This window comes from Streptomyces sp. BBFR2, assembly GCF_044497305.1.
In the GTDB taxonomy this organism is placed as follows: Bacteria; Actinomycetota; Actinomycetes; order Streptomycetales; family Streptomycetaceae; genus Streptomyces.
In genome coordinates this window covers 3150052-3164853 of the sequence record NZ_CP172415.1, presented here as the reverse complement: position 1 = coordinate 3164853, position 14802 = coordinate 3150052, and the positions used below count along the sequence as shown (strand labels likewise).

The window sequence follows — 14802 nt, the reverse complement described above, 5'->3', positions numbered from 1 at the left end:
ACGGAAGCGGACGGTGACGTACCGGGGAGGAGAAGGGGGAGACGGAGGCGGGCGAGGCGCCTTGTTCCGGGCGCCCCGGCGTGCGCGGGCCGGTCGGCGGGCCTGGTCGTTGCGGACGCGATTGGTGGTGGCCGCCGTGGGGTTGATCGCGGTGGTGGGGGCGGTCATCGGGGTGGTGACGGCGGTGGCGTTGCACTCGTATCTGCAGGAGCAGTTGGACGGGCGGCTTCAGGAGGCGGTGGGGCGGGCGGCGCGGCCGCCGCGGGAGGTGGCGGAGCATGCCGGGAGCCTCGATTTCGTCGTGCTGGGCGGGCAGCACTGGGGGACCGTCGGGGCGCGGGTGGCGCCGGACGGGTCGGTGGGGGCCGGGGCGCGGGCGAACGGCTCGCTGAGCCGGGTGCCGTCGGAGCGGCTGGACGCGTTGTCCGCCGGGCAGGTGGCGGCGCTCGGGTCCGTACCGCGGGACGGGCGGCCGCACACCGTCGCGTTGCCGGGGCTCGGTGATTACCGGGCGGCGTTCGCGCCGGACGGGTCGCTGGTGATGGGGCTGCCGTTGGGCGATGTGCAGGACACGGTGGGGACGCTGGTGGCGGTTGAGGCGTGTGTGACGGGAGCGGGGCTGCTCGCGGCCGGGATGGCCGGGGCGGCGATGGTCGGGTTCGCGTTGCGGCCGCTGCGCCGGGTCGCGGCGACGGCCACATCGGTCGCGGAACTGCCCTTGCACCAGGGCGAGGTGGCGCTGCATGTCCGCGTACCGGAGAGCGAATCGGACGGGCGGACGGAGGTCGGTCAGGTCGGTGCGGCGCTCAACCGGATGATCGGGCACGTCGGTTCGGCACTGGCGGCGCGGCAGGAGAGCGAGATGCGGGTGCGGCGGTTCGTCGCCGACGCCAGCCATGAGCTGCGGACACCGCTCGCCTCGATCCGCGGGTACGCCGAGCTGACCCGGCGCGGCGACGAACGACCCGGGCCGCGGACCCGGCATGCCCTCGGGCGGATCGAGTCGGAGGCGGAGCGGATGTCCGGGCTGGTGGAGGACCTGCTGCTGCTCGCGCGGCTCGATTCCGGGCGCCCGTTGGAATCCGCGCCGCTGGACCTGTCGCCGCTGGTCGTGGACGCGGTGAGCGACGCGCGGGCCGCCGGTCCCGGTCACCGGTGGCGGCTGGATCTGCCCGTCGAGCCCATGACGGTGCGGGGGGACGGGGCGCGGTTGCAGCAGGTTCTGGTGAACCTGCTGGCCAACGCCCGGGTGCACACGCCGGAGGGGACGACCGTCACGGCGCGGCTGCGGGCGGCGGACGGCGGCGTCCGGCTGCAGGTCCACGACGACGGCCCCGGCATCGCGCCGGAGCTGCTGCCGCGCGTCTTCGAACGGTTCGCCCGCGGCGACGCCTCCCGCTCCCGCGCCGCCGGCAGTACGGGGCTGGGCCTGGCCCTGGTCCAGGCGGTGGTCACAGCGCACGGCGGGACGGTGGCGGTGGAGAGCGCGCGGGGGCGGACGGTTTTCGCGGTGGTGTTGCCGGGGGCGGCGGAGGGCGCGAGCCGGGAGTTGGGGGCGATACCTCGGGAGGGCGCGGGGCGGGCGCCGGGGGCGGGGGCGGGGGCTTAGGCGTCGGCTCGCGGTCCGGCATCGGCTCAAGTCTGGCGTCAGGCCGGAGCCGCTCCGAGCCTGGCCTCTGGCTCCAGCCTTCGGGCTCCGGCCCAGCCCCGGGCCGCTCCGGCTTCGGCCCAGCCTCGGGCCGCTCCTCTCCGGACCGCTCCTCTCCGGACCACTCCGGGTCCGCCCCACTCCGGGTCCGCCCCACTCCGGCTCCGCCCTGTTCCAGGCCCGCCCCATTCCGGAAGCACCCCGCTCTGGAGCCGGCTTCGGCCCAGCCTCGGGCCGCTCCGGCTTCGGCCCAGCCTCGGACCGCTCCTCTCCGGACCACTCCGGGGCCGCCCCGCTCCGGAAGCACCCCGCTCCAGGCCCGCCCCACTCCGGAAGCACCCCGCTCCGGAGCCGCCCCCGTCTCCGCCCCGTCCGCGCCCCCGCCCGTATCGGTTCACAGCTCACCCACAGCGTCAGCACACGTTCGTGACAGCGGAGTTGGCGAGCGTTCCCCTGTGACGCCAAGGGATACGACACCAAGGGACAGGACGCCCGGAGACACGGCGCAAAGCGGTATGCCGTGGAGTGGGCCGGCCGACGGGACGGAGCGGCCCGGCCGTCCGGATCACCCGGAGCCGTCGCACGGCGGGGGCATGGTGAGCAGCGCCGATGGTGGCCCCGGCGGCGGAATGGACGAGGCGGCGACCGACCGGGTGAACGCCACGGGAACCGGCCGGACGAACGCCGCGGCGATCGGTGAGGCGCCCCCTGCGGTGGGGAATTCCGCCCGGTTCTCCGCTCCCGTGGCGAGGGCGTCCGCCCTCCTCGCGGCCCCTTCGGCAGAGGCTCCCGCCTCCATGGCAGAGGCGCGCGCCCCACTCCCGGCCCCCTCGTCAGAGGTCCCCGCCTCCGCGACGGAGCCCCCCACCCGTCCGCGCGTCCCCATCACGGAGGCACCCACCTCCATCACAAACGCACCGGCCCTCACCGCGGAGGCCCCCGCTCCTCCGCGCGCCCCTGTCACGAAGGCCCCCGCCCCCGCCTGGCCCCCCTGGGAGGCCCTCCCCGCGCGGGATCATCTGCGGCCCGAGGGCGACGGGACGGTCCTCGATGTCGTCATCCCCGTCTACAACGAGGAGCGTGATCTCGGGCCGTGTGTGCGGCGGTTGCACGCGTATCTGGGGCGGACGTTTCCTTACGGGTTCCGGATCACCATTGCGGATAACGCCAGTACCGATCGGACTCCGGAGGTCGCGGCTCGGCTCGATGACGCGTTTGACGAGGTCACGGCCGTGCGGCTGGAGCAGAAGGGGCGGGGGAGGGCGCTGCGGCAGGTGTGGTCGATGTCGGGGGCGCCGGTGCTGGCGTATATGGATGTCGATCTGTCCACGGATCTCAACGCGCTGTTGCCGCTGGTCGCGCCGTTGATCTCGGGGCATTCGGATCTGGCGATCGGGTCGCGGTTGGCGGGCGGTGCGCGGGTGGTGCGCGGGCCGAAGCGGGAGTTCATCTCGCGGACGTACAACCTGATTCTGCGGGGGTCGTTGGCGGCACGGTTCTCCGATGCGCAGTGCGGGTTCAAGGCGATCCGCGGGGATGTCGCCGCGCGGCTGTTGCCGCTGGTCGAGGACACCGGCTGGTTCTTCGACACCGAGCTGCTGGTGCTGGCGGAGCGGGCCGGGCTGCGGATCCATGAGGTGCCGGTGGACTGGATCGACGATCCGGACAGCACCGTTCACCTCGTCCGGACGGCGACCGATGATCTCAAGGGCGTGTGGCGGGTGGGCCGGGCGCTGGCCACCGGGGCGTTGCCGCTGGACCGGTTGGCGCGGCCGTTCGGGGACGATCCCCGGGACCGGGCGCTGGCGGGCGTACCGGGCGGGCTGGCCCGGCAGCTCGTCGGCTTCTGCGTGGTCGGCGCGCTCAGCACGCTCTGCTACCTCGGGCTGTACTCGCTGGCCCGGCTGGGCATGGGGCCGCAACCGGCCAACGCCGTCGCGCTGTTGCTGTCGGCGTTCGCCAACACTGCGGCCAACCGGCGGCTGACGTTCGGCGTACGGGGCCGGGACCGGGCGGTCCGCCACCAGGCGCAGGGCCTCGCCGTGTTCGCCATCGGACTGGCCCTGACCAGCGGTTCCCTGGCCGCGCTGGACGCCGCCTCCGGCCGTCCCGGCCACGCCACCGAACTGGCCGTCCTGATCGTGGCGAACCTCGCGGCCACGGTGCTGCGCTTTCTGCTCTTCCGGGCGTGGGTCTTCCCCGAGCGGGAGCGCGGGCGGCGCCGGGCGGCGGGCGGAACGGCGGCGGGCGGAACGGCGTCGAGCGTCTCCGGGCCGGACGCCCTGGACCGGGCCGCGTCCGGCCCCGCCCCCGGCGCCGGGGACGTCTCGTTCCCGGGCACCGCGGCCCCCGGCTTTCCGCCCGGTCGCGCCGCCTCCGCGCCCCAAGGCCCCACCCCGAACGACATCTCCCGGAGCACCCGATGACCACCCGCCCCGACGCCCGCCCCCCTCACCAGCCGCAGACCGGGACCACGGCGGCGGCCCCACTCCCGTACGGCCCCGACCCTGGTTCCGGCCTCGGCCTCGGCGCCGTACCCGGCACGGCGGCGTCCGGCGGGCCGGTCTTCCTCGCCCGCTTCCTCCGGGGCCGTCCCGGTGATCCTCGTGGTGCGCGGCCCGCGCTGCTGGTGTTGTTGCTGGTCACGGCCGTGCTGTACCTGTGGGATCTGTCGGCGTCCGGGTATGCGAACCAGTTCTACTCGGCGGCGGTGCAGGCGGGGAGCGAGAGCTGGAAGGCGTTCTTCTTCGGTTCGTCGGACGCGGCGAACTCCATCACCGTCGACAAGCCGCCGGCCGCGCTGTGGCCGATGGCGTTGTCGGTGCGGCTCTTCGGGCTCGGCGCCTGGCAGGTGCTGGTGCCGCAGGCGCTGATGGGCGTGGCGACGGTCGGGACGCTGTACGCGGCGGTGCGGCGGCGGTTCGGGGCGGGCGCCGGGCTGCTGGCCGGGGCGGCGTTGGCGGTGACGCCGGTGGCCGCGCTGATGTTCCGCTTCAACAACCCGGACGCGCTGCTGTGCCTGCTGATGGTGGGCGCGCTCGCCGCGGTGCTGCGGGCCCTGGAGTCGGGGCGGACACGGTGGCTGCTGCTGGCCGGGGCGTGCTTCGGGTTCGGATTCCTCACCAAGACGTTGCAGGCGTGGCTGATCCTGCCGGCGGCGGCGCTGGTGTACCTGTGCTGCGCGCCGGTGGGCCGGGCCCGCCGGGTCGGGCAGTTGCTGCTCGCGGGGCTGGTGACCGTGGTGACGGGAGGCTGGTGGGTGGCGCTCGTCGAGCTGTGGCCCGCGGCGTCGCGCCCGTACATCGGCGGCTCGCAGCACAACAGTTTTCTGGAGCTGACCTTCGGCTACAACGGGTTCGGCCGGATCACCGGCGACGAGACCGGCAGTGTCGGCGGCGCCAAGGGCGGCCCCGGCGGTGGCGGTGGCTGGGGGGAGACCGGCCCGGCCCGGCTGTTCTCCTCGGACATGGGCGGGCAGATCGCCTGGCTGCTGCCGGCCGCGCTGATCCTGCTGGTCACGGCGGTCTGGCTGCTGCGGCGGGTCCGGCGGGCGACCGATGCGCACGAGGCGGCGCAGCGGGCGGAGTTCCTGCTGTGGGGCGGTGCGTTGCTGCTGACGTTCGTGACGTTCAGCTTCATGTCCGGGATCTTCCACCAGTACTACAACATCGCGCTGGCGCCGTACGTGGCGGCGCTGACCGGTATGGGCACGGCGCTGCTGTGGCGCCGTCCGGGCCGTGGCGGGCGGGGCGTGCTCGCCGTGGTGGCCGTGGTGACGGCGGGCTGGTCGTACGTGCTGCTGGACCGCTCGCCGGAGTGGCTGCCGTGGCTGCGCTGGGCGGTCCTGGTCGTGGGCCTGATCGCCGCGCTCGGCCTGCTGGTCCCGGCGGGGCGGGGCGCGGCGCGGCGCCGGGCGGCGCCGGTGGCGGCCGGGCTCGGCGTCGCGGTGGCGCTGGCCGGCCCGGTCGCGTACACGCTGAACACGGTCGCCACCCCGCACGGCGGCTCGATCATCACGGCGGGCCCGGCGGTACGGAGCGGTCATGGCTTCCCGGGCGGCGGCGGGATGCCGATGCCGCCGGGCGCCCAGGCCGGGTCTGCCGGAAAGGGAGCCCAGGCAGGTACGGCAGGCAGGGGCGGTTTCCCCGGGGCGAACGGCGGTGCCCGGGCGGGACGTCCGCCGGGCACGGGCACGGGCCGTGGCGGGACCGCGTTCCCGGGCCGGGGCGGCCGGGCCGGGTTCCCGGGCACCGGCACGCGCGGCGAGCGGGGCGGCGGTACGGGCGGCGGCATGGGCGGGCTGCTCGACGGAGCCGAGGTCAGCGCCGCCGCGCGGGACCTGGTGGCGAAGGACGCCGACCGTTACACCTGGGCCGCAGCCGGGATCGGTTCCCAGAACGCCGCGAGCTACCAACTCGCCACCGAAAAACCCGTGATGGCGATCGGCGGCTTCAACGGCAGTGACCCGTCCCCGACCCTCGCCCGCTTCAAGAAGCTGGTGGCGGACGGCCGGATCCACTACTTCCTCGCGAGTGAGGGCGGCCCGGGCGGCGGCCACGGCGGCTTCCCCGGCGGTGGCCGAGGGGAGAGCCCCGGCGGTGGCCGAGGAGGTTTCCCGGGCGGCGACAGCCGGGGCACCGCCTCCGCGATCTCCTCCTGGGTCACGAAGACCTTCACCAAGGTCACCGCCGGCGGCACCACCTTCTACGACCTGACGGCACCGAAGAAGTGACCCGGCCCGACGGACAGAAGGGGCGAGGCGCCCCGGCGACCCGAAGAAGCGGGAGGGCTCGCCGAGCCGAAGGAGAAACAGGACCGGTCCGACGAACCGCAGGAGAAACAGGACCGGTCCGACGAACCGCAGAAGAAGCAGGACCGGCCCGACGAACAAGAAGGAGGAACAGGACCGCCCCGGCGAGCCGAAGGAGAAGCAGAAACGCCCGGCGAGCCGAAGGGGAATCAGGAAGGCCCGGCAAGCCGAAGGAGCGAAGCGATCTGACGGCACCCGGGAAATGAGAAGACCTGACGAGCCGACGAAGTGAAGGCGCGGCCCTGAGCCGTCGGGACACCCCCAACGGCGGCCTCGGGCTCACGCCCTCAAGCCGGACCGCTCCCCCGAACTCGCCCCCACAGGGCACCCGCAAGCCAGCTCGCGCCCCCGAACTCGCCTCGTGGCCCGACCTCGCGCCTGACCACGGTCCCGAACTCACCGCACACCAGCGCACCAAGCGCTCCCACACCACCGAACTCACCCCGCAGGGCATCTGTTTCACGTGAAACACACACCCCTGGCCCGGTTTCACGTGAAACCGGGCCAGGGGTTTCCGTGCGGCCCCCGAAAAGCGTTGTACACCGTAAAGCCCACCCTCGTACGCTGTACGCCGCCGCCTCGCCCCTTCGGTTCCTCGGCCGCCCTTCGGCCCTTTGGTCCCTCGTCCCTTCGTCCCGCCCCGGCTCCCGGCGTGGGCAGTTCCGCTCCGCACCGGACACCCGTACCGTCCCACCGGCGCCGACCGGAACGGGAACGGGCCCCGGAACGCCGGGTGCCCGACCGGCCGGAGCGCCCGGGAATCCGTCACGGGCTCCCGGCGGCACGTCCCCTTCCGCTCAACGCCCCGGGAGCCGCACATGCCCCCTGCCGTCCACGACGCCGCGCACTCGCCCGCATCCGTCCCGCCCGCGGGGCCGGACCGTTCCGGTGCGCGGTGGCTGATCCTGGCGGTCATCTGTCTCGCGCAGTTGACCGTCGTCCTCGACAACACCGTTCTGAACGTCGCGATCCCCTCCCTCACCGAGGAGCTGGGCGCCACCACCGCCGACGTCCAGTGGATGGTCAACGCGTACTCGCTCGTCCAGTCCGGGCTGCTGCTCACCGCCGGGAACTCCGCCGACCGCTACGGGCGCCGGAAGATGCTGGCCGTCGGGCTGGCGCTGTTCGGGCTCGCCTCGCTGGGCGCGACGCTGGCGACCTCGCCCGGGATGCTGATCGCCGCCCGCGCGGGGATGGGCGTCGGCGGTGCGCTGCTGGTCACCACCACCCTCGCCGTCGTCATGCAGATCTTCGACGAGGCGGAGCGGCCCAAGGCCATCGGCATCTGGAGCTCCGTCAACTCCCTCGGGTTCGCCGCCGGTCCGCTCATCGGCGGGACGCTGCTGGACCACTTCTGGTGGGGCTCGCTCTTCCTGGTCAACCTGCCGGTGGCGCTGCTCGCGCTCTGCGCGGTGGTCACCCTCGTACCGGAGTCGAAGAGCCCGGGGGCGGAGCGGCCCGATCCGCTCGGCGCCGTGCTGTCCATGGCCGGCATGGTCGGGGTGGTCTTCGCGATCATCTCGGGGCCGGTCGACGGCTGGCTCTCCGGCAAGGTGCTGCTCTCCGCCGCCGTCGGGTTCACCGGTCTGGCGCTCTTCGCGCTGTGGGAGCTGCACACCCCGCATCCGATGCTGGACATGCGCTTCTTCCGCGACCGCCGCTTCATCGGCGCGGTCTCCGGCGGCATCCTCGTCGCGTTCGGCATGGGCGGCTCGATGTTCCTGCTCACCCAGCATCTGCAACTCGTCCTCGGTTACGGGCCGCTGGAGGCGGGGCTGCGGATGGCGCCGCTCGCCGTCACCGTCGTACTGATCAACTTCACCGGTCTCGGCGCGCGGCTGCTGCCCCGTATCGGCACCCCCCAAATGATCGTCTCCGGGATGTCGCTGCTGGCCGCGGGGCTCGTCCTCGTCGCGACGCTCGGCGGCGGCGGTTACGGCGGGATGCTCGCCGGGCTGATCGTGATGGGCGCCGGTGTCGCGCTCGCGATGCCGGCCATGGCGGGCGCGATCATGTCGGCGATCCCGCCGGAGCGGGCGGGCGTCGGCGCCGGCGTCAACGGCACGCTGATGGAGTTCGGCCAGGGGCTGGGCGTGGCGGTGCTCGGCGCGGTGCTCACGGCGCGGTTCCAGGCGCTGCTGCCGGTGGCCGCCGCCGGGGCGGGTTCGCTGGCCGCGGCGCTGGCGGCGGCGGGGACGGAAGCGGAGCGCACCGCCGTCCACGACGCGTTCGCCGCCGGTATCGGCACCGGTCAACTCGCGGGCGCCGCCGCGGTGTTCCTCGGCGGTCTGCTCGCCGCGGTCCTGCTGCGGCGGGCGGAGCGGGCGGCGGGACCGGCGGCGGAAGGGGCGCCCGCCGCGGCGGAATAGCATCGAAAGCGGAGCACGTCCCGCTCGGCGGGAGGCGAAGCGCGAGGGGAGAGGCGTCATGGCAGCGGCAGAGGAGAGCGCCGGGCAGCGGCCGAAGAGCGTCTGGCTGGCCGGACGCGGGCCGCTCAAACGGAAGGCGGACCAGCCGGACGGCCTCGACCTCGACAAGATCGTCGGGGCGACCGTCCGGCTGCTGGACGCCGACGGTCTGGCGAAGTTCTCGATGCGCCGCCTCGCCGCCGAGCTGGGCGTCACCGCGATGTCCGTCTACTGGTACGTCGACACCAAGGACGATCTGCTGGAGCTGGCCATGGACGCGGTCGCGGGCGAGATGCGGCTGCCCGACGAGGACGGCGGCGCCGACTGGCGCGCTCAGCTACGGGTCCTCGCCACCGCCTACCGCGACATGCTGCTGCGCCACCCGTGGGTGGCGCGGCTGCTCGGCGAGTACCTCAACATCGGCCCCCGCGCGCTGGCGTTCTCCCACGCCACGATGCGGGTGATGGCCCGCAGCGGTCTGGAGCCGGAACGGGCCTCCGGCGCCCTCGCCACGGTCTTCCACTTCGTCTACGGCTTCGCGACGATCCGCGCCCTGCACGAGGCCCGCTGCCGGGCCGCGGGGATCTCCCTCGACGCCTACTTCGCGCAGGTCACCGCCGCGATGGCGGACCGCCCCGAGTACGCGGAGACCCGCGAGCTGTCCGCCCGCGCCGGCTACGCCCGCCAGGGCCGGGGCATCGTCGAGATGCTGGACCGCGAGTTCACCCTCGCCCTCGACCTCCAGATCGCGGGCATCGAGACGCTACGGGAACGGGGCACGGGGGCCTGACCTGTAAGGGACCGCCTCGCGGGCGCGGACCGGGTACGGGACACCCCGCAGGGCACACCCGTACGGGACACCCCGCAAGCCACCGGCGGCCTTGAGGCCCCGCACGGAACCGGAACCGTTCCCGCCGAGGCCCCCGCACGAACGGGTCCGGCCCGGACCCGAGCACCCCCCAAGGTGCCCGGGTCCGGGCCGGACCCGTATGCCGTTCGTCCCACCGCGCGCGGGCCGCTCAACCCCTCGCGCGGGGGCGGTCAGCCCGCCGCCGGCAGGGAGTCGCCCTGGACGGCCTGGATGTCGAGCTGGACCCGCAGGGTCGTGCCGATCGCGGCGATACCGGCGGCGACGACCTGGTTGTAGTTCATCTTGAAGTCCTCGCGGCGCAGCTCCGCGGTGGCGCTGAACGCCGCCCGGACGCCGCCCCACGGGTCGGGGCCGGTGCCGAGGTAGCTCAGGCTGAGGTCGACCGGGCGGACGACGCCGTGCAGCGACAGGTCGCCGTGGACCGTCCAGCGGTCCGGTCCGGCCGGCTCCAGGCCGGTGCTGCGGTAGGTGATCTCCGGGTACTGAGCGATGTTCAGGAAGTCGTCGGACCGCAGGTGCCCGTCGCGCATACCGTTGCCGGTGTCGATCGACGACGCCGCGATGACCGCCTCGACCCCCGATCTGTCCAGGTCCTCGGCGATCTCGATACGTCCGCTGAACTCGGTGAACCGGCCGTGCACGCTGGTGATGCCCAGGTGCTGCGCGGTCGCCGCGACCGTCGAGTGCATCGGGTCGATCGTCCAGATGCCGGGCGGCGGCAGCTCCGCGCCGCCCTGCCGCGCCAGCGTGATGGTGCCGACGTCCATCCGGCCGCTCGCCGTCACGATGGCGCTGGAGGCGACCGGCGCGTAGCCGACGGCCGTCACGATCACCGTGTACGGGCCGGGCCGCAGCGGTTCGGTGCTGCGGATGGCGCCGTCCTCGTCGGCCGTCGCGCGCAGCATCTGCGCGCCCGTCATGTCGGTGACGGTCAGTACGGCGTGCTGGACCGCCCAGCCGTCCCGTGTGCGGACCTGTGCCCGTACGCCCGCAGGTCCCGCGCCCGTCGAAGTCATTCCCACTCCCGTTTCTCGCCTGGTACGTATCGGGCTCCGGCAGCGGCCTGCAGGCCGTCCCCTGCCTGTGCGCAGCACCGCTGCCGGAGCCCTGGGGTCCGGTCCGGGGCGCGCCTCCGCTCGAATGCGCGCCCCGGTCCGGGGTTCATCGTCCCCCGGGCACTGCCCGGGGTCCGGGTCAGTCGCCGGGGTGGGCGAGTTCGACGTCGTAGCCGTCGACCCCGCGGGCGTCGACCACCAGGCCGTTGGCGACCGGCGGGTAGCCGCTCGCGATGACCGTGTAGTCGCCGGCGTCCAGGTCGGTGAAGGCGTACGCGCCGTCCTCACCGGTGGTGGAGGTCGCCACGACGTTGCCCGCCGCGTCGACCAGGGTGACGCGGGCGTCGGCCAGCGGCCGCCGCGCGGAACCGGCCCGCACGACGCCCTGCACCTTCGCGCCGGACAGCAGCTCGACCTCGATGCGGGTGGTGCCCTGACCGCCGACCTCGACCGGCACGGCGGTGGGGCGGAACTCCGCCGCGTTCACCGCGACGGTGAAGGTGCCCGCCGCCAGCTCGTCGAAGGAGAAGTACCCCTCGGGAGAGGTGGCGCCGGTGGCCAGCACCTCGCCGCGGACATCGGTGACGACGACCATCGCGCCGCTCACCGGCTGCCCGGTGACCGCGCTGCGCACCTGGCCGCCGAGGCCGCTGACGCCGCTGAGCAGGATGTCGTAGCCGAGCGCCTGGTCGCCGACGACGACCGTCGACGCCTGCGGCTGGTGCCCGTCGGCCGCCGCGATCAGCACGTACGAACCGGCGCCGGGGGCGTTCAGCGCGTACGAACCGTTCGCCTGGGCGACGGCGCGGCCGAGCTGACGGCCGCTGAGGGAGATCAGCGTGACCGCGGAGCGCGGCACGGGGTGGCCCTCGGGGTTGCGGATGAAGCCGGTGATGGACGGCCCGGCCGGGACGTCACCGCCGCCGGCCGACGCGTACGCCGCCAGGGGCTGGGTGGCCGTCGCCGCGGCCGGCTGCGCCCAGGCGGGCGTGTGCTCGTCGGAGGGGGCGGGGGCGCCCACCAGGGCGGGCTCCCGCTCCTCGGCCGCGGCCGCGGCGGCCGCGGGGGCCGGGGTGGCCGAGGGGGTGGCGGCCGGGGTGGCCGCCGTCTCCTCGCCGTCCGCGTTCTGGGCCAGTCCGCCGCGAGTCTTCAACGCGACCTCCTTGATGAACAGGGTGAACAGGAAAGCGAGCAGGGCGCACGGAGCCGCGATCAGGAAGATGTCGCCGACGGCGTGGCCGTAAGCGCTCTCCATGACGGTACGGAGCGGGGCCGGGAGCGCGTCAAGGTCCGGGATGCCCCCGCCGCCGCCGGCCTGGGCCGCGGCCTTGGCGGCCTTCGGGCCCAGCTCGGCGATGCCGTCCTTCACGTAGTGGGTGACCCGGGTGGCCATCACCGCGCCGAGCGCCGAGACGCCGACCGCACCGCCCAGCGAGCGGAAGAAGGTGACGACGGACGAGGCGGAGCCGAGGTCCTGCGGGGCGACCTGGTTCTGCGTGCAGAGCACCAGGTTCTGCATCATCATGCCGATGCCCAGACCCATCAGGGCCATGAAGATCGCGACCTGCCAGTAGGCGGTGTCGTAGCGGATGGTGCCCAGCAGGCCGAGGCCCGCGGTGACCAGGACGCCGCCGGAGACCAGCCACGCCTTCCACTTGCCGGTCTTGGTGATGATCTGGCCCGAGACGGTCGAGGAGATGAACAGACCGCCGATCATCGGGATCGTCATCACACCGGACATCGTCGGCGACTTGCCGCGCGCGAGCTGGAAGTACTGGCTGAAGAAGACGGTGCCGGAGAACATCGCGATACCGACGAACAGCGAGGCCAGCGAGGCGAGGGTGATCGTCTTGTTGCGGAACAGCCGCAGCGGGATGATCGGTTCCTTCGCCTTGGACTCGACGAAGATGAAGATCGCGCCGAGGACGACGGCGCCGCCCACCATCGCGGCGGTCTGCCACGACATCCAGTCGTACTTGTCACCGGCCAGCGTCACCCACACCAGCAGCAGCGAGACCGCCGCGCTGATGAAGAAGGCGCCCGCCCAGTCGACCTTGACGCCCTCGCGCTTGACGACGGGGAGCTTCAGGGTCTTCTGCAGCACGATCAGCGCGATCACCGCGAAGGGCACGCCGACGTAGAAGCACCAGCGCCAGCCCATCCAGCTCGTGTCGGTGATGACGCCGCCGAGCAGCGGACCGCCGACGGTGGCGACGGCGAAGGTGGCACCGAGGTAACCGCTGTACCGTCCGCGCTCGCGCGGGGAGATCATCGCGGCCATGACGATCTGGGCCAGGGCGGACAGACCGCCGACGCCGATGCCCTGCACCACTCGGCAGGCGATGAGCATCCCGGCGTTCTGCGACAGACCGGCGACGACCGAGCCCGCGACGTAGATGACCAGCGCGATCTGTACCAGCAGCTTCTTGCTGAACAGGTCGGAGAGCTTGCCCCACAGCGGGGTGGTCGCGGTCATCGCCAGCAGCGACGCCGTGACGACCCAGGTGTAGGCGGACTGGCCGCCGTCGAGGTCGTGGATGATCTCGGGGAGCGCGTTCGACACGATGGTCGACGACAGGATGGCGACGAACATGCCGAGCAGCAGCCCGGAAAGCGCCTCCATGATCTGACGGTGCGTCATGGGCGGCTGTCCGGAGGCGGGTATGCCTCCGTGCTTGGCGTGGCCGCCCCGCACACCGGCTGGTGTGGTCGTAGCCATGTAGTTCCTTTTCATCCTGCGGGTGTACGGGTGGGGGAGTCGTGATGGGCCCGGGTACGGCAGTCGCCGAAGCTCGTGCGCAGTCGCGTGAGCAGTTCGACGAGGTGGCCGACGTCGCTGTCGGACCAGTCGTCCAGGTACCGGGCGAGTGTGTGGGTGTAGCGCTCGGAGAGCTCCGTCAGGAGTTCCTTGCCGCTCGGGGTCAGGCGCAACAGACGCGACCGCTTGTCCGCCGGGTCGGGCTTGCGCTCGATCCAGCCGCGCTCCGCGACGTGGGCGACGTGCCGGCTGGTCACCGACATGTCGATCGCGAGCAGCTCGGCCAGTTGGCTCATCCGCATCTCGCCGTGACGGTCGAGGAGGGTGAGCAAGCCTGCCGAGGCGGGCGGGCAGTCCTGGGGCAGGATCCGCCCCATTTCGCGCTTGACGGCTCCGATGGCGCTGAGCTGCCGGGCCAGTTCCTCGTACTGACTCTGGGCGGCCATGGGCTCCTCCACGCGGTTTTGTTGCTTGAGGCAACCATAGGGTCGGTTGGTTGCTGAAGGCAAACGAATAGGTGGGGCCTACGGTAAAGGGGAGGGAAAGGCGATCCCTGGCCGGGGTCAAGGAAGTGGAAGATCGCCAGGAAGGTGCAGGTCAGGCCCGTCCGTAGGGGTTCGTCGGCGCCTTGGTGAATGTGTCCAGCGTCACTCCGGCCGCGTTCCGGCGCCCTCGCGAGGGCGCTCCGGGGTGCCGTCGGCGCCTTCCGGTCCCGCGCGCGGCCCCTCGCTCCGCCCGTTACGCCCATCACTGCGCCTCAATGCGCGGTCGGGCCCGTTTCTCCCTCTTGATCATCTCCTCCGGCTTTTCTTCCCCTACGTGCCGGGAGGGCGGGCGGCCGTGGTGGGCCGGGGCGGCCGGGCGGGGGTGCGCGCGGTGCGGTCCGGCCGCCTCCGCGGGCTGTTCGGCCGCCGCTCCGCGCGCGGTCCAGGGGTGCTCTGAAGAGCGGGGTTCGCTAGGGTCCTTGCCCATGGCGACCAACCCGCAGAACCAGGCCGAGGGCAACTACGACCCGGCGGGCAGCACGCAGATGTTCCGCGCCTTCGTCGACGAGGGCGGCACCCCGCAGGCCGGCAGCCGCCGCGCCCCGGCCCCCGCGCAGTCGTCGGGCCCCCGCGTCGGCCTGATCGTCGGCGTCGTCCTCGCCGTGGTCGTCGTCGCGGCAGCGGTCTGGCTCGCCTTCGGCTGAGCCCACCCGACTCTCCAACCCTCCGTACGCGACGGGGCCCGGAACGCATCCGGGCCCCGTTTT

At 73.5% G+C, this 14802-nt stretch carries 9 protein-coding genes; 6 read left to right on the top strand and 3 right to left on the bottom strand.

Going from position 1 to position 14802, the window contains the following annotated elements:
• Nucleotides 1–127: 127 nt before the first annotated feature.
• The 5 genes from ACGH2B_RS12280 to ACGH2B_RS12260 all read left to right on the top strand — a co-directional run bounded on the left by ACGH2B_RS12280 (nt 128) and on the right by ACGH2B_RS12260 (nt 9656).
• Nucleotides 128–1609, top strand: a complete 1482-nt coding sequence (locus ACGH2B_RS12280) for an ATP-binding protein (RefSeq protein WP_399087949.1) — start codon at nt 128–130, stop codon at nt 1607–1609.
• Nucleotides 1610–2667: 1058 nt separating this feature from the next.
• Nucleotides 2668–4074: a glycosyltransferase gene (locus tag ACGH2B_RS12275; protein ID WP_399096956.1), complete on the top strand. Its 1407-nt coding sequence runs from the start codon at nt 2668–2670 to the stop codon at nt 4072–4074.
• Nucleotides 4071–6380, top strand: a complete 2310-nt coding sequence (locus ACGH2B_RS12270; RefSeq protein WP_399087947.1) for an ArnT family glycosyltransferase — start codon at nt 4071–4073, stop codon at nt 6378–6380. The genes ACGH2B_RS12275 and ACGH2B_RS12270 overlap by 4 nt, the downstream gene beginning before the upstream one ends.
• An 896-nt stretch (nt 6381–7276) precedes the next feature.
• Nucleotides 7277–8827 (top strand): MFS transporter, encoded by a 1551-nt coding sequence (locus tag ACGH2B_RS12265; protein WP_399087945.1) that lies wholly within the window; start codon nt 7277–7279, stop codon nt 8825–8827.
• Nucleotides 8828–8885: 58 nt separating this feature from the next.
• Nucleotides 8886–9656, top strand: a complete 771-nt coding sequence (locus ACGH2B_RS12260) for a TetR/AcrR family transcriptional regulator (RefSeq protein WP_399087943.1) — start codon at nt 8886–8888, stop codon at nt 9654–9656.
• A gap of 251 nt (nt 9657–9907) precedes the next feature.
• Here the strand turns inward: ACGH2B_RS12260 and ACGH2B_RS12255 are convergent, their stop codons facing one another.
• From ACGH2B_RS12255 to ACGH2B_RS12245, 3 genes are all read right to left on the bottom strand, one after another.
• On the bottom strand, nt 9908–10753 hold the full coding sequence (locus tag ACGH2B_RS12255) for a YceI family protein (RefSeq protein ID WP_399087941.1): 846 nt from the start codon (nt 10751–10753) through the stop codon (nt 9908–9910).
• Between the two features lie 178 nt (nt 10754–10931).
• Nucleotides 10932–13511 carry an MFS transporter gene (locus ACGH2B_RS12250; protein ID WP_399087939.1) on the bottom strand — a complete coding sequence of 860 codons (2580 nt, stop codon included), beginning with the start codon at nt 13509–13511 and terminating at the stop codon, nt 10932–10934.
• An 11-nt stretch (nt 13512–13522) separates the two neighbouring features.
• The gene (locus ACGH2B_RS12245; protein ID WP_399087937.1) at nt 13523–13996 is read right to left on the bottom strand and encodes a MarR family winged helix-turn-helix transcriptional regulator; all 474 of its coding nucleotides are present in this window, start codon (nt 13994–13996) and stop codon (nt 13523–13525) included.
• Nucleotides 13997–14520: 524 nt separating this feature from the next.
• Here ACGH2B_RS12245 and ACGH2B_RS12240 point away from each other — a divergent pair.
• Nucleotides 14521–14739, top strand: a complete 219-nt coding sequence (locus ACGH2B_RS12240; RefSeq protein ID WP_399087935.1) for a hypothetical protein — start codon at nt 14521–14523, stop codon at nt 14737–14739.
• Nucleotides 14740–14802 lie beyond the last annotated feature (63 nt).